At 72.2% G+C, this 15,111-nt stretch carries 13 protein-coding genes; 3 read left to right on the top strand and 10 right to left on the bottom strand.

The features are described 5' to 3' along the window. Positions 1–6: 6 nt before the first annotated feature. The 7 genes from OIE74_RS26495 to hrcA form a co-directional block, all read right to left on the bottom strand. Positions 7–1,119, bottom strand: a complete 1,113-nt coding sequence (locus OIE74_RS26495; RefSeq protein WP_329387865.1) for a carbohydrate kinase family protein — start codon at positions 1,117–1,119, stop codon at positions 7–9. Positions 1,120–1,238: 119 nt separating this feature from the next. Beyond that, on the bottom strand, positions 1,239–2,147 hold the full coding sequence (locus tag OIE74_RS26490; protein WP_329387863.1) for a ribonuclease Z: 909 nt from the start codon (positions 2,145–2,147) through the stop codon (positions 1,239–1,241). A gap of 9 nt (positions 2,148–2,156) precedes the next feature. Beyond that, positions 2,157–2,516, bottom strand: a complete 360-nt coding sequence (locus OIE74_RS26485; RefSeq protein ID WP_329387861.1) for a histidine triad nucleotide-binding protein — start codon at positions 2,514–2,516, stop codon at positions 2,157–2,159. An 87-nt stretch (positions 2,517–2,603) separates the two neighbouring features. Further along, positions 2,604–3,344, bottom strand: a complete 741-nt coding sequence (locus OIE74_RS26480; protein ID WP_329387858.1) for a 16S rRNA (uracil(1498)-N(3))-methyltransferase — start codon at positions 3,342–3,344, stop codon at positions 2,604–2,606. Then, positions 3,341–4,414, bottom strand: a complete 1,074-nt coding sequence (locus tag OIE74_RS26475) for a nitronate monooxygenase (RefSeq protein WP_329387856.1) — start codon at positions 4,412–4,414, stop codon at positions 3,341–3,343. Before OIE74_RS26475 ends, OIE74_RS26480 begins: the two co-directional genes overlap by 4 nt. Before the next feature lie 99 nt (positions 4,415–4,513). Then, positions 4,514–5,647 (bottom strand): molecular chaperone DnaJ, encoded by a 1,134-nt coding sequence (gene dnaJ, locus OIE74_RS26470; RefSeq protein ID WP_329387854.1) that lies wholly within the window; start codon positions 5,645–5,647, stop codon positions 4,514–4,516. Then, complete coding sequence (hrcA, locus tag OIE74_RS26465) at positions 5,648–6,664, bottom strand: heat-inducible transcriptional repressor HrcA (protein WP_329392450.1); 1,017 nt, start codon at positions 6,662–6,664, stop codon at positions 5,648–5,650. Positions 6,665–6,827: 163 nt separating this feature from the next. On the opposite strand from hrcA, the gene OIE74_RS26460 reads away from it, so the two are divergent. Beyond that, entirely contained in the window at positions 6,828–7,547 is a 720-nt protein-coding gene (locus OIE74_RS26460; RefSeq protein ID WP_329387852.1) for an MBL fold metallo-hydrolase, read from the top strand. Positions 7,548–7,566: 19 nt separating this feature from the next. Then, a complete protein-coding gene (locus tag OIE74_RS26455) occupies positions 7,567–8,391 on the top strand; it encodes a DUF3097 domain-containing protein (protein ID WP_329387850.1) in 825 nt (274 codons plus the stop codon). A gap of 302 nt (positions 8,392–8,693) precedes the next feature. On the opposite strand, the gene hemW is transcribed toward OIE74_RS26455, so the two are convergent. Both hemW and OIE74_RS26445 read right to left on the bottom strand, forming a co-directional pair. Further along, a complete protein-coding gene (hemW, locus tag OIE74_RS26450) occupies positions 8,694–9,926 on the bottom strand; it encodes a radical SAM family heme chaperone HemW (protein WP_329387847.1) in 1,233 nt (410 codons plus the stop codon). A 47-nt stretch (positions 9,927–9,973) separates the two neighbouring features. Next, positions 9,974–12,163: a SpoIIE family protein phosphatase gene (locus OIE74_RS26445; protein ID WP_329387846.1), complete on the bottom strand. Its 2,190-nt coding sequence runs from the start codon at positions 12,161–12,163 to the stop codon at positions 9,974–9,976. Between the two features lie 265 nt (positions 12,164–12,428). Between OIE74_RS26445 and OIE74_RS26440 the strand changes: the two genes are divergently transcribed. Further along, positions 12,429–13,064, top strand: coding sequence for a response regulator (locus OIE74_RS26440; protein WP_329387844.1), 636 nt, complete (start codon positions 12,429–12,431; stop codon positions 13,062–13,064). Between the two features lie 51 nt (positions 13,065–13,115). On the opposite strand, the gene OIE74_RS26435 is transcribed toward OIE74_RS26440, so the two are convergent. Continuing rightward, complete coding sequence (locus OIE74_RS26435; protein WP_329387842.1) at positions 13,116–15,005, bottom strand: AMP-dependent synthetase/ligase; 1,890 nt, start codon at positions 15,003–15,005, stop codon at positions 13,116–13,118. Positions 15,006–15,111: the final 106 nt, after the last annotated feature.

Here is a 15,111-nt window from a genome sequence, read left to right as displayed (position 1 = left end):
CCCCCGTCAGGCCGAGCGTCCGAAGCCGATCGTCGGCACCGCCCTGCGCAGCGGCCACGGCCGGGTCGGCGCGGGCACCAGGCCCTCCAGGAAGGCGTACCGGCGCAGCGCCGCCGGATCCTGGTCCGGCAGCTCCTGTACGGACTGCCACCACGCGGCCACCTCCGCCCAGCCGGGCGCCGACAGCGATCCGCCGAACTCCTGGACCGACAGCGCGGCCGTGAGCCCGGAGAAGGCGAGCCGGTCGGCGAGCGGCCAGCCGGCGAGGGTGCCGGTGACGAACCCGGCCACGAACACGTCCCCCGCGCCCGTCGGATCGAGCGCCTCCACATCGATGGCCGGCACCTCCGCGGTCGTGCCGGCGGCGCTGTCCACCGCGTACGCCCCCTCGGCGCCCAGGGTCACCACCACCAGCGGCACCACCTCGGCGAGCGCCCGCGCGGCGGCCTTCGGGCAGTCGGTGCGGGTGTAGCGCATCGCCTCCTCGGCGTTGGGCAGAAACGCCTCGCAGTGCGCCAGGTCGGGCAGGCCCGCCAGGTCCCAGCGGCCGGTGTCGTCCCACCCCACGTCCGCGAAGACCCGCGCCCCGTGCCCCGCGGCGCGGGCGATCCACCCGTCGCCGCGGCCCGGTGTGAGCGCGGCGACGGCCGCACGCGCGCGTGGCGGGCACTCGGGCAGGGCGCCCTCCGGCGGCGGCGCCTCGTGACCGTGCGAGACCATCGTGCGCTCGCCCTCGTACGCCATGGAGACGGTGACCGGCGAGTGCCAGCCGGGAACCGTGCGGGAGCGGGAGAGGTCGATGCCCTCGCCCTGCTCCAGGGCGTCCCAGCAGTACTCCCCGTAGTGGTCGTCGCCGAAGGCCGCGGCGAGCGACGTGCGCAGCCCCAGCCGGGCCAGCGCGCTGGCCATGTTGGCGATGCCGCCGGGGCTCGAACCCATGCCCCTGGCCCAGGACTCGGTGCCGCGCACGGGGGCGCTGGCGAGGCCCGTGAAGATGATGTCGAGGAAGACCGTGCCCGTCAGGTAGACGTCGCAGTCGGGGTCGTCCGGGGCGCGCAGGGCGCCCAGCGGGTCGACATCGGCGGTGTGCCGCTGCGGCGTTCCTTCGGTTGGGGTCACGGTCGCGCTCCCGGATCGGCGTACGGATCCGGACAGTGTGCCCGATGGCACTGACAGTCGGCGCGAGGGCAGGCCGTGGGGGCTGCCGCCGGCCGGGGCCGGGGCGCGGGCCGCGGCGGTCAGCCGGAGCGCTTGGGCAGCGGTACGCGTACGAGGTCCGCCGCGACGGTCAGCTCGCCCTCGTAACCGGCCACCCTGGCCTGCCGCTCGAACTCCGCGGGGTCGGAGTAGCGCTGCGAGAAGTGCGTCAGTACGAGATGCCGTACGCCGGCCTCCCGCGCCACCGCGCCCGCCTGACCGGCGGTCAGATGCCCGTGTTCCTCGGCCAGTTGACCGTCCTCGTCGAGGAACGTGGACTCGATGACCAGCATGTCGCAGCCGTCGGCCAGCGCGTGCACGCCGTCGCAGAGCCGGGTGTCCATGACGAACGCGAAACGCTGGCCCCTGCGCTCCTCGCTCACATCGGCGAGCGTGACCCCGCGCAGCTCCCCGTCCCGCTGGAGACGCCCCACGTCGGGCCCCTTGATGCCGTGCGCGGCGAGACGTTCCGGGAGCATCCTGCGCCCGTCGGGCTCGGTGATCCGGTAGCCGTAGGACTCGACGGGGTGCGAGAGCTTGTGCGCCCGGAGGGTGTACGAGCCGGTCCTGGCGAGCACGCCGTCGGCGTCGACGGGCGCCTCGGTGACCCCGACGGTCTCGCGGTACGCCGTCGCGTACCGCAGCCTCCTGAAGAAGACGTGTCCGCTCGCCGGGTAGTGCGCGGTGACCTCGTGCGGGACGCGGTCCAGGTTGATGCGCTGGATCACCCCGGCGAGGCCGAGCGAGTGGTCGCCGTGGAAGTGGGTGACGCAGATCCGGTTGATGTCGTACGCCGCGACTCCGGCGCGCGACATCTGGCGCTGGGTGCCGTCCCCGGGGTCGAAGAGGATGCCTTCGCCGTCCCAGCGCAGCAGATAGCCGTTGTGGTTGCGGTGCCGCGTGGGGACCTGGCTGGCGGTGCCGAGGACGACGAGTTCTCGTACGGACAAGGTGGGGGCCTACCCGGGGGGCCAGTTGAGGCCGCGGCCGCCCAGGACGTGGGCGTGCGCGTGGAAGACCGTCTGGCCGGCGCCGCTGCCGGTGTTGAAGACGATCCGGTAGCCGCTGCCCACGGTCTTGTCCTCGGCGGCGACCTCGGCGGACTCACGCAGGATGTCGGCGGTGATCTGCGGCTCGGCGGCGGCGAGCGTGGCCACGTCCGGGTAGTGGACCTTGGGGATCACCAGAACATGCGTGGGAGCCTGCGGGTTGATGTCCCTGAAGGCCACGGTGGTGTCCGTCTCGCGTACGACGGTGGCCGGCACCTCCCCGGCGACGATCTTGCAGAACAGGCAGTCGGCCTGTCGTTCTCCCGCCATGGTCCGGGTCTCCTCATCGGTCGGCCGGTCGCCCCTGGTCACTTCCGTACGGAGGCATGCTATCCGCCCCCGGAGCGTGTCCCCCGGTCAGGACCAGCGGCCCGTACGGGCCAGCAGCAGCGCGCACGCGGCCGTGCCGGCGGTGGAGGTGCGCAGCACGGTGCGGCCGAGCCGGTACGCGGTGGCCCCGGCGTCCGCGAAGAGCGCCAGTTCGTCCGGGGAGACGCCGCCCTCGGGTCCGACGACGAGCACGATGCTCCCGGCGGCGGGGAGTTCGGCGGTGGCCAGGGGCTCGCTGCCCTCCTCGTGCAGGACGGCGGCGAAGTCGGCTCCGGCCAGCAGCGCCGCGACCTCTTTGGAGGTCATCGCCTCCGCGACGTCGGGGAAGCGGATCCTGCGGGACTGCTTGCCCGCCTCGCGCGCGGTCGCGCGCCATTTCGCCAGGGACTTGGCACCCCGTTCGCCCCTCCACTGCGTGACGCAGCGCGCGGCCTGCCAGGGCACGATCGCGTCGACGCCGGTCTCGGTCATCGTCTCGACGGACACCTCGCCGCGGTCGCCCTTGGGCAGCGCCTGGACGACGGTGATACGGGGCCGGGGCTCGTCCTCGGTCCGTACGCCGGTGACCGCGACGTCCAGCCGGTCCTTGCCGTGGACGGCCTCGACCGTCCCGTGGGCGCCGGTGCCCGCGCCGTCGGTGAGGACCACCTCCTCCCCGGCGCGCAGCCTCCTTACGGAGACGGCGTGGCGGCCCTCGGGGCCGTCCAGCGTGACCGTGCCCGGCCGCAGGGCGACGGCGGTGTCGACGACGAAGACAGGTGCGGTCATGAGGCGTTCCCCAGGGTCAACGAGGCGCGGGTGGCTTCGAGTTCGTCGGCGAGGACCTCGACGAGCTGCCCGGCGGGCAGAGCGCGGGCCATCCGGTGGCCCTGGCCGGCCCACAGGGCCATGCCCTGGGGGTCGCCGACCTTGGCGGCGGCCCTGCGCAGTCCGGCGGTCAGGTGGTGCACCTCCGGGTACGCGGGCGGGGCGTACGGGCCGTGTTCGCGCATGAAGCGGTTGACGAGACCGCGCGCGGGCCGGCCGGAGAAGGCGCGGGTGAGTTCGGTGCGGGTGAACAGCGGGTTGGTCATGGCCTGCTTGTGGAGCGCGTGGGCGCCGGACTCCGGGCAGACGAGGAAGGCGGTGCCGAACTGCGCGGCGTCGGCGCCCGCGGCCAGTACGGCGGCGATCTGGCCGCCGCGCATGAGTCCGCCGGCCGCGATGACCGGGAGCCGTACGGAGTCCCGTACCTGCGTCACGAGCGACAGCAGCCCGATGCCCGCGCCGTCGGTGGCGGGGTCGTCGCGGTGCGTGCCCTGATGGCCGCCCGCCTCGATGCCCTGGACGCAGACGACGTCGGCGCCCGACCACTGGGCGGTCTGGGCCTCCTCTGGTGTGGTCACCGTGACGACGGTGAGGGTGCCGACGCGGGTGAAAGCGTCGAGGGTGGTGGGCGTGGGGCAGCCGAAGGTGAACGACACGACGGGGACGGGATCGTCGAGCAGTATCGCGAGCTTGGCCTCGTACCCGTCGTCGCCGCCCGCGTCGGGGTCGCCGAGCGGCGTCTCGTACCAGGTCGCCTCACCGGCCAGCTGTTCGCGGTAGAGATCCACGGCGGCGTGGTCGTCGTGATGCGGCTGCGGCATGAACAGATTGATCCCGAACGGGGCCGAGCTGAGCCCCCGGAGCTGCTTGACCTCTTCGTACATCCCGTCGGCGGTCTTGTAACCGGCGGCGAGGAATCCGAGTCCGCCGGCGTCCCCGACGGCCGCGACCAGCTGCGGGCCGGACGCGCCGCCGGCCATGGGCGCCTGCACGATCGGATACCGGCAGAGATCGGTCAACACGGAGGACATGCACGCATGGTGCCATGTCGGCCGTGGAGCCTCGGTGCCGGTTCGTCCTCGGCCGCCAGAGGGGCCCTGAGCAGGCCCTCCGGCGGCCGAGGGGACGGTCTAACGACCGTTGAACGCGTCCTTCAGCCGGGAGAAGAGGCCCTGCTGTCCCGGTTGGAACTGGCCGGTGGGCCGTTCCTCGCCCCTGAGCTTCGCCAGCTCCCGCAGCAACCGCTCCTGCTCCGGGTCGAGTTTCGCCGGGGTCATGACCTCGACATGGACGATCAGGTCGCCCCGGCCACCGCCGCGCAGATGCGTGATGCCACGGCCGTGGAGCGGGATCGACTGGCCGGACTGGGTGCCCGGCCGTACGTCGATGTCCTCGACCCCGTCCAGCGTCTCCAGCGGGCACTGGGTGCCCAGGGACGCCGCGGTCATCGGGATGGTGACCGTGCAGTGCAGATCGTCGCCGCGGCGCTGGAACACCGTGTGCGGCAGCTCATGGATCTCGACGTACAGATCGCCCGCCGGACCGCCACCTGGCCCGACCTCGCCCTCACCCGAGAGCTGGATACGGGTGCCGTTGTCGACGCCCGCGGGGATCTTGACCGTGAGCGTGCGGCGCGAGCGGATACGGCCGTCGCCCGCGCACTCGGGGCAGGGGGTCGGCACGACCGTACCGAAGCCCTGGCACTGCGGGCACGGCCGCGAGGTCATGACCTGGCCCAGGAAGGACCGCGTGACCTGCGAGACCTCACCGCGACCGCGGCACATGTCACAGGTCTGCGCGGAGGTGCCGGGTGCGGCGCCCTCGCCCGAGCAGGTCGTACAGACGACCGCCGTGTCTACCTGGATGTCCTTCGTCGTACCGAAGGCGGCCTCGTTGAGGTCGATCTCCAGCCGGATCATCGCGTCCTGGCCGCGCCGCGTCCGCGACCTCGGCCCACGCTGCTGCGACGTCCCGAAGAACGCGTCCATGATGTCCGAGAAGTTGCCGAAGCCACCGGCACCGAAGCCGCCGGCACCGCCGCCCGCCTGCGAGAGCGGGTCGCCGCCGAGGTCGTAGACCTGCTTCTTCTGCGGGTCCGACAACACCTCGTACGCGGCGTTGATCTCCTTGAAGCGCTCCTGCGTCTTGGGATCGGGATTGACATCCGGGTGCAGCTCGCGGGCGAGCCTGCGGAATGCCTTCTTGATCTCGTCCTGTGATGCGTCGCGGCGTACGCCGAGTACGGCGTAGTAGTCCGTGGCCACTTACGACTCCGCCAGGATCTGTCCGACGTAACGTGCCACTGCGCGTACCGCTCCCATCGTTCCGGGGTAGTCCATGCGGGTCGGTCCGACCACGCCGAGTTTGGCGACTGCCTCGTCGCCCGAACCGTAGCCGACCGCGACGACGGACGTGGAGTTGAGGCCCTCGTGGGCGTTCTCGTGCCCGATTCGTACGGTCATGCCTGAGTCCTCGGCCTCGCCGAGGAGCCTGAGGAGCACGACCTGCTCCTCAAGTGCCTCCAGCACAGGCCGGATTGTCAGGGGGAAGTCGTGCCCGAAGCGCGTCAGATTGGCGGTGCCGCCGATCATCAGCCGCTCCTCGGTCTCCTCGACCAGCGTCTCCAGAAGCGTCGCGAGGACCGTGGACACCGTGCCCCGGTCCTCCAGGTCGAAGGAGTCGGGCAACTCCTGCACCAGCAGCGGCACGTCGGAGAACCGGCGCCCCACGACCCGGGCGTTGAGCCGGGCCCGCAGGTCCGCCAGCGACGTGTCGCCGAACGGCACCGGACAGTCGATCATGCGCTGCTCGACCCGGCCGGTGTCGGTGATCAGAACCAGCATCAGCCGCGCGGGGGCCAGCGAGAGCAGTTCCACATGCCGCACCGTCGAGCGGGTCAGCGAGGGGTACTGCACGACCGCGACCTGCCGGGTCAGCTGCGCGAGCAGCCGCACCGTACGGCCCACCACGTCGTCCAGATCGACGGCACTGTCGAGAAAGTTCTGGATGGCCCTGCGCTCCGGCGCCGAGAGCGGCTTGACGCCCGCCAGCCGGTCGACGAAGAGCCGGTAGCCCTTGTCCGTCGGAATACGCCCCGCACTGGTGTGGGGCTGGGCGATGAAGCCCTCGTCCTCCAGCACCGCCATGTCGTTACGGACGGTGGCCGGGGAGACACCGAGCTTGTGCCGCTCGGTGAGCGCCTTGGAGCCGACGGGCTCCTCGGTGCCGACATAGTCCTGGACGATGGCGCGCAGCACCTCAAGCCTGCGTTCGCTCAGCATCGCGCACACCTCCAGCTCTGGTTCCTCGGATCCGGCTTGGCACTCGATGCGCGGGAGTGCCAGCATTCCCCGGGCCAGTGTACGGCCGTGAGGTACGCCCCTAGCAAGGCCGACCGGTCACGCTACCGCGCGGCACCGCCCGCCCCACCGATAGCGTCGCCGTATGGACGTCCGTTGGGAAGAGCACGGCTGGGAACGACTGGCTCCGGGGGTCGGCAGACGGCGGCTGCCTGGCTGGGATGCGACGGTCGGGCTTGTCGTGGGCGCGGACGCCGTCCTTCTGTACGACACGGGCTCGACGCTCCGCGAGGGCTCGGAGATCCGCGCGCAGGCGCAAGCGCTGTGCGGCAGGCGCGTCACCCATATCGCGCTCAGTCATCCCCACTTCGACCACGTCCTGGGCACGGCGGCCTTCTCGGGGGCGGAGATCTACGGGGCGGTCGGCCTGGGCGAGCTGCTGCTCCGCGACCGGGAGAGCCTGCGCGCCACGGCCGTACGGCACGGCGTACCCGCCTCCGAAGCCGCGACGGCGGTGGACGTACTGGTGGTGCCGGACCATCCCGTAACGGGCGAGTGGACGCTCGATCTCGGCGGGCGACAGGTACTTCTCGCCAATGTCGGCCCCGGGCACTCCGGGCACGATCTGGCCCTGCTCGTCCCGGGCGACCGGGAGATCGTCTTCTGCGGCGACCTGGTCGAGGAGTCGGGCGAACCCCAGGCGGGCGACGACGCGATTCCCGCCCGCTGGCCTGCCGCCCTCGATCGGCTGCTGGCGCTGGGCGGCGGGGACGCGGTGTACGTTCCCGGCCATGGCGCGGCCGTCGACGCGGCGTTCGTACGGGCCCAGCGGGGCGCGCTCGCCGCACGTTTCGGCACGGCGTGAGCCCGGATATCGTCTGGGGATGCGCAGCTACAGCCCCGATCTGACCCCGCCCTGGAAGCGCTCGAAGCCGGTGCCGGAGGTGCCCGCCGAGCCGGATCTGGTGGTCGAGGAGGTGTCGACGGGCTTCTGCGGCGCGGTGATCCGCTGCGAGAAGACGGCCGAGGGGCCGACGGTCACCCTGGAGGACCGCTTCGGCAAGCACCGGGTGTTCCCGCTGGTGGCGCGCGGGTTCCTGCTCGAAGGCCAGGCCGTCACCCTGGTCCGGCCAACCGCCGGCGGCCCGGCCCGGCCCACCCGCACGGCCTCCGGCTCGGTAGCCGTCCCCGGCGCGCGGGCGCGGGTCGCCCGTGCGGGGCGTATCTACGTAGAAGGGCGGCACGACGCGGAACTGGTCGAGCGGGTCTGGGGCGACGACCTCCGTATAGAGGGCGTGGTCGTGGAGTATCTGGAGGGCATCGACGACCTCCCGGCGATCGTCGCGGAGTTCGCCCCGGCACCTGACGCGCGGCTCGGCGTCCTGGTGGACCACCTGGTGCCCGGCTCCAAGGAGTCCCGCCTGGCGGAGCAGGTCACCGGGGACGACGTACTGGTCGTGGGGCACCCGTACATCGACGTCTGGGAGGCGGTGAAGCCGTCCTCGGTGGGCATCGCGGCCTGGCCGACGATTCCGCGCGGCCAGGACTGGAAGACGGGGGTGTGCCGGTCCCTGGGCTGGCCGGAAAACACCGGTGCGGCGTGGCAGCGAATCCTGTCCTCGGTCCGAAGCTACCGGGACCTGGAACCGGCGCTGCTGGGCCGGGTGGAGGAGTTGATCGACTTCGTGACGGACCCCCCGCGCGAGTAGCGGTTTGCGGGTCTGGGGTCGCCTCCGGCGGGGTCGGTGGTGCGGGTCGGTGTCCGGGTGCCGGTACGGGGCTTGAACAGCGCCACGCGACGGCCTGAGGGGGGCGGGGTCGCAGGAGGGGTGTGTTCGGACACTCAGGCTGATTTGTGGCGCGTGAACAACAGGGGCACATCGGGTCCAACGAACGGGGCACGCGCCGTAAATCACGCCGTCCGGACATACCCCTCCGGAGGCCCCGACCCCCGCCCCCGGCAACGAACCCGCAACCCAACAACCCCGCGAACCGCCGGACGGCACCCCCCTCAATCCACCAGATCCCGCACCACCGCGTCCGCCAGCAACCTCCCCCGCAGCGTCAGCACCGCCCGCCCTTCCCCGTACGGCCCCGCCGACAGCAGCCCCTCGCCCAGCGCCCGCCCCGCAGCCGCCAGCCCCGCAGGCCGCAGCAGGGACAGCTCCACGCCCTCCGACAGCCGCAGCTCCAGCAGGATGCGCTCCACGCGCCGGTCCTCCGCCGTGAGGAGCTCCCGGCCCGCCCCCGGCGACCGCCCCTCCGCCAGCGCCGCCGCGTACGCCCCCGGGTGCTTCACGTTCCACCACCGGACCCCGCCCACGTGGCTGTGGGCGCCGGGACCCGCGCCCCACCAGTCCGCCCCGCGCCAGTACAGCTCGTTGTGCAGGCAGCGGCCGGCCGGCGTGGTGGCCCAGTTGGAGACCTCGTACCAGGAGAACCCGGCCGCCGCCAGCGTCTCGTCCGCGATCAGGTACCGGTCCGCGTGCTCGTCGTCGTCGGTCATGGGGATCTCGCCCCGGCGGATCCGGCGGGCGAGCCCCGTGCCCTCCTCGACGATGAGCGCGTACGCCGACACATGGTCGGGCCCCGCCCCCACCGCCGCCGCCAGCGAATCGCGCCAGTCGTCGTCGGTCTCCCCGGGCGTGCCGTAGATCAGGTCGAGGTTCACATGGTCGAACCCGGCCGCGTGGGCCTCCGCGACGCACGCCTCGGGCCGTCCGGGGGTGTGCGTGCGGTCGAGGACCTGGAGCACGTGCCGCTTCGCGCTCTGCATACCGAAGGAGATCCGGTTGAAGCCGCCCGCGCGGAGCTCCGCGAGGTACTCGGGGCCGACGGACTCCGGGTTCGCCTCGGTGGTGACCTCGGCGTCGTCCGCGAGGCCGAACTCGTCGCGTACGGCGCCCAGCATCCGTACGAGGTCGGACGCGGCGAGCAGCGTGGGCGTACCGCCGCCGACGAAGACGGTGCGGACGGGCCGGGAGTCGTCGCCGAGGACCTTGCGGGCGAGCCGGATCTCGTCGGTCAGGGTGTCGGCGTAGTTGTCGCGGGACGCCAGGACGCCGCCCGAGCCGCGCAGCTCCGTCGCGGTGTAGGTGTTGAAGTCGCAGTAGCCGCAGCGGGTGGCGCAGTACGGCACGTGCAGATAGAAGCCGAGCGGCCGGTCCCCCGCACCCTCCAGGGCGTGCGCGGGCAGCGCGCCGGACTCGGGCATGGGGTCACCGTCGGGCAGAGCGGAAGGCATGCCCCCAGTGTCCCGCACGGCGGCGGTGTCCCCGCCGGACGCCGGGACTACTCCGCGCGCAGCACCAGCATCGCCAGATCGTCCGACGGCGGACTCGGATCGAAGTCGTGCACGGCGCGTCGAATCCGTTCGGCGACACCCTGCGCGCTCAACCCCGTGCAGCCCGCCAGGATCGCGGCGAGACCGTCGTCGTCGTCCAGGAGCAGCCGCCCCGAGCGGCGCTCGGTGACGCCGTCGGTGACGCACAGGAGCGTGTCCCCCGACGCCAGGTCGAAGCTGAGGCTCTCGTACGCGACGTTCTCGTCGACCCCGAGGAGCAGCTGCGGCTCCGCCGCCACGCTCACCGTCCCGTCGGGCTTCAGCAGCAGCGGCAGCGGGTGGCCCGCGCTCGCGAGGGTGCAGCGCGCGCCGCCGCCGGTGCCGGGGAGCGGCGCGAGCTCTCCGTAGAGGAGGGAGAGGAAGCGCGACTGGCCGCCGTCGGCGAGTCCGCCGCCGCGCCCGCCGTCCCCGGCGCTCTGCTCGATGTCGCCGATGTCACGGATGTCGCCCATGTCACTGAGCGGGCCGAGATCGCTGAGTCCGGGGAGGGCGCCGTCCCCGCCCGTCAGGTCCTGCCCGCCCGCGACGGCGACCATCAGAGCGGCGGCTTCGGCGGCTTCCATCGCGTCGTCGAGCAGGAGCCGGTTGAGCCGGTCGAGGACCTCGCCGACGCCGTACCCCTCGCGGGCGAGGAGCCGCAGCCAGGGCCGGGCGAGACCGGTGACGACGGCGGCCTCGGGGCCGCTGCCCTGGACGTCGCCGAGCATGAAGCACCAGCGTCCGCCTGGCGGCGCGGGGAAGACGTCGTAGAAGTCGCCGCCGACCACGCCGTCGTCGGCGGGCTCGTACACGAGGTGGCTCTCGACGCCCGGGATCCGGGCGACCTGGCTGGGCAGCAGGCTGCGTTGCAGGATTCGGCTGATGGTGGCCTGCCGGGTGTAGCGGCGGGCGGCGCCGATCGCGAGGGCGACGCGGCGGGCGAAGTCCTCGATGAGCGCGATCACTTCGTCGGGCATCCGGGCGAGCCGGCGCCGCCCGAGGACGAGGGTGCCGAGAGGGCGGCCGTTGGCGACGAGCCGGCACGCGACGGCCGCGCCGTCGTGCGCGCCGGTCTGGCCCGAGCCGGGCCAGGGGACGGGCACAGGAACGTTACGCCCGCCGGTACCGCCGCCCCCGCCGTCCTCTCCGCGCCGGGGGTCGAGCAGCCGCGGCGGCTCCTTCTCCAGAAGGGCGCGCAGCGGTTCGATGCGGGACTCGTCGGCGTGCCAGACGCGGGCGAGCCGCGGTGTGCCCGCCCTGCCGTGCCCTTCGCCCTCGCCGTCGAGCCAGATCGCGCACCAGTCGGCGAGCCGGGGCACGAGCAGTTGCCCGGCGAGCGCGGCGACCAAGTCCTCGTCGAGCTGGCCGGCGAGCAGGTCGGAGGCTTCGGCGAGGAAGGAGAGGGCGCCCCGGCTGATCCAGTCCGGGTCCTCGCGCGGTATGCCGTGCGGTGCGGCGGCGAGGATCTCGGCGGCGCGCAGCCCGCGGCGCAGGGCGGGTTCGCCGACGACCCCGTTGGCTCCGGCGGCCGTGTCGGTGCCGGATGCGGCCTCGGTGGCCGGCCCGTCGAGCGGGAGCCGGGCCCAGACGGTCTTGAGGCCGGTGCGGTACGTGATGCCCCAGCGTTCCGCGAGGGCGGCGATGAGCTGGAGGCCACGGCCGTAGTCGGGGGCGCCGCCGCCCGCAGGCCCGTGCGCGTCGCTGCGCACGGAGCGGGCGGGGTGGTGGTCGGACACCTCGATGACGAGGGCGGCGGACTCCCGCTCCGCGTCCGCGTCCGGCTCGGGCAGCGGGACGGGCGCGCCGTCAGGACCGGGCGTCGCGTCGGGTGCCTCGGCCGCCGGCTCCAGCGGCGCTTCCAGACGGCAGAGCAGTTCGACGTTGGTGCCCGCGTGCACGACGGCGTTGGTGACCAGTTCGTCGACGATCAACACCGCGTCGTCGGCCAGCACGTCGGAGCTGTGCTCACCCGGTGGGCACCGCGCCTCGCCCTGGCAGAGGGCGCAGGCGGTGAGCAGCCCGAGGCTCGTCCACTCGGCGAGCGCCGCGCGCACGAACCGGCGCGCGGCGGACGGCGCGAGCGGGTTGCCCGGCAGACTGGTGCGTGCCGTGCGTCGCTCGTCGTTACGGAACGCCCAACTCACTGTCAGAGTCGGCACTTCCGGATCTTTCGGGTTCCGACGGTCCCCTGTAGGCACCACGTGCGGCTCCTGGTTGTTTCTTTCGTTGCGCCGCTTACGACCCCGACAGAGTGACAGACTGAGCGTGCCCATACGCGTCGAGTCATCGAAACGGGCGAAGAAGCGGGCGAAGAATTGAGCGAAGCACGGAGCTCAGAGGCCACTTCCCGGCCGCCGTACCCCCGACACACTACGCATCAGGATCCCCCAGTCCCGGCCTCAATCTATTCGGACGCCACCCACGATGAGCACCCAGATACCCACCCGGCAAGCCACTGACACCCTTGTCGCGGACCGCGCGGGAATCCTCCTGGTCGACGACATGGAGGAGAATCTTCTCGCACTCGAAGCCGTTCTGACATCCCTCAACGCCCCACTGGTGCGGGCCCGTTCGGGCGAGGAGGCGATGCGGGCCCTGCGTCGCGAGCGGTTCGCGCTGGTTCTGCTGGACGTACGGATGCCGGGCATGGACGGCTTCGACACCGCCGCCGGCATCAAGCGGCTGGACCAGGCGAAGGACGTCCCGATCATCTTCCTGACCGGCGGCGACACCGACAGCGGGTTCACGTTCCGCGGCTACGCGACCGGGGCGGCGGACTTCATCCCGAAGCCGTTCGACCCCTGGGTACTGCGCGCCAAGGTGACGGTCTTCCTCGAACTGCACCGCAAGAACCGCCAGTTGGAAGCCCTGCAGGCCCAGGACCACGCACGGCTCGCGGAGATGGGCCACCGGCTCGCCGCGATCGGGTCGATGCTCGGCGACGAGGGTCCGGTCGGTCACGACGGCGGCCCCGGCGAACTGGCCGCGCTGCGCGACCATGTGGCCGGGCTCGACAACATACTGCGGGAATTACGCCGCGGACGGAGCCTTCAGCCGTAGATCCCGGCCGCCGGCCCCGCCCTCGTACTCATGTACGACGCGTATGTGCCTCTACGCCTCCCGCGCGCCCTCGTACATCTCGTCCAGCAGGTACTTGTACTCCCGCTCCACGACCGGCCGCTTGAGCTTCAGACTCGGCGTCAGCTCGCCGTGCTCGATGTCCAGGTCGCGCGGCAGCAGCCGGAACTTCCTGATCGTCTGCCAGCGCTGAAGGCCCTCGTTGAGCTCCTTCACATAGCCCTCGATGAGCTCGCGCGTCCGCGGCGACGCGACGACGTCCGCGTACGAGGTGCCCTCCATACCGTTCTCCGCCGCCCAGCCGAGCAGGGCCGGTTCGTCCAGCGAGATGAGCGCGGTGCAGAAGTTCCGGTCGGCGCCGTGCACCAGGATGTTCGAGACGTACGGGCACACCGCCTTGAACTGGCCCTCGACCTCGGCCGGTGCGATGTACTTGCCCCCGGACGTCTTGATCAGGTCCTTCTTGCGGTCGGTGATCCGCAGATAGCCGTCGACCGACAGCTCACCGATGTCGCCGGTGTGGAGCCAGCCGTCGGATTCGAGGACTTCGACGGTCTTCTCGGGCAGCCCGTGGTAGCCGTCCATGATGCCGGGGCCGCGCAGCATGATCTCGCCGTCGTCGGCGATCCGGACCTCGCAGCCGGGCAGCGGCTTGCCGACGGTGCCGGTGCGGTATGCCTCGCCCGGGTTGACGAAGCTGGCGGCGCTGGACTCGGTGAGGCCGTAGCCCTCCAGGATGTGGATTCCGGCGCCGGAGAAGAAGAAGCCGATGTCGGGAGCGAGGGCGGCTGATCCGGAGATCGCGGCGCGCAGCCGGCCACCGAACGCCTCGCGGAGCTTGGCGTAGACGAGTCTGTCGGCGACGGAGTGCTTGGCGCGCAGACCGAAGGGCGCCGAAGCGGTGCCGGTGTGCCGGAAGTTGTCCTGGCTGACCTTGGCGTACTCGCGCGAGACCTCCGCGGCCCACTGGAAGATCTTGTACTTCGCGCCGCCGCCGGCGCGTGCCTTGGCCGCGACCCCGTTGTAGACCTTCTCGAAGATGCGGGGCACCGCCGCCATGTAGGTCGGGCGCACCACCGGCAGATTCTCGATGATCTTGTCGACGCGGCCGTCGACGGCGGTGACATGGCCGACCTCGATCTGGCCGGAGGTCAGCACCTTGCCGAAGACGTGCGCCAGCGGCAGCCAGAGGTACTGGACGTCGTCCTTGGCGATGAGCCCGGTACCCGCGATGGCCTTCGCCATGTAGGACCAGTTGTCGTGCCGCAGCCGAACACCCTTGGGGCGGCCGGTGGTGCCCGAGGTGTAGATGAGGGTGGCGAGCTTGTCGGCCCTGATCTCCCCGACCCGCTCCTTGACGGCCTGGGGGTGCTCCCGAAGGTGCTTCGTCCCGAGCTCCTCCAGGTCGGCGAGGGAGAGCACCCAGCCGTCCGGGTCGCCATCGGCGGGCTTCGCGTCCGCCGCCTCGATCACCACGACATGGGCGAGATTCGGGAGCTCGGCCCGTCGCTCGCGCGCCTTGGCGAGCTGCACGCCGTCCTCCGCGATGAGGACGCGGCTCCCGGAGTCGCCGAGGATGTACGCGCACTCCTCGGCGTTCGTCGAGGGGTAGACAGTCGTGGTCGCGGCGCCCGCGCACATCACACCGAGGTCGGCGAGGATCCACTCGACCCGGGTGGCGGCGGCGAGCGCGACGCGCTCCTCGGGCCGTACGCCCAGCGCGATCAGACCGGCGGCCATCGCGTACACCCGTACGGCCGCCTGGCCCCAGCTCAGGGACTTCCAGTCGGCGGGGCCCTGACCGGTGGCGGGAGGGACCGGATAGCGGTACGCCTCCGCGTCGGGCGTGGCCGCCACGCGCTCAATGAAGAGAGTCGCCACTGACGGCGGCCGATTCTCGATCAAGGTCTTTGTGTCGCTCACGACGTCCTCCGGGCCCCGCAATGCTTGCGCGACTGGCTTGTTGTAACTGGCGAGTAACCATCGAGCAGTGATCAGACTAGAGCGGACCCGCCCGGTACGTAAGGGG

It is taken from the genome of Streptomyces sp. NBC_01716, assembly GCF_036248275.1.
In the GTDB taxonomy this organism is placed as follows: domain Bacteria; phylum Actinomycetota; class Actinomycetes; order Streptomycetales; family Streptomycetaceae; genus Streptomyces.
This window is presented reverse-complemented; position numbering and strand designations above follow the sequence as displayed.

Coding starts and splice junctions, on each gene's coding strand:
- OIE74_RS26485 (WP_329387861.1), bottom strand. CDS start 2,516: ATGGCGGGAGAACGACAGGCCGACTGCCTGTTCTGCAAGATCGTCGCC.
- OIE74_RS26480 (WP_329387858.1), bottom strand. CDS start 3,344: ATGACCGCACCTGTCTTCGTCGTCGACACCGCCGTCGCCCTGCGGCCG.
- OIE74_RS26475 (WP_329387856.1), bottom strand. CDS start 4,414: ATGTCCTCCGTGTTGACCGATCTCTGCCGGTATCCGATCGTGCAGGCG.
- hrcA (WP_329392450.1), bottom strand. CDS start 6,664: ATGCTGAGCGAACGCAGGCTTGAGGTGCTGCGCGCCATCGTCCAGGAC.
- OIE74_RS26460 (WP_329387852.1), top strand. CDS start 6,828: ATGGACGTCCGTTGGGAAGAGCACGGCTGGGAACGACTGGCTCCGGGG.
- OIE74_RS26455 (WP_329387850.1), top strand. CDS start 7,567: ATGCGCAGCTACAGCCCCGATCTGACCCCGCCCTGGAAGCGCTCGAAG.
- hemW (WP_329387847.1), bottom strand. CDS start 9,926: ATGCCTTCCGCTCTGCCCGACGGTGACCCCATGCCCGAGTCCGGCGCG.
- OIE74_RS26440 (WP_329387844.1), top strand. CDS start 12,429: ATGAGCACCCAGATACCCACCCGGCAAGCCACTGACACCCTTGTCGCG.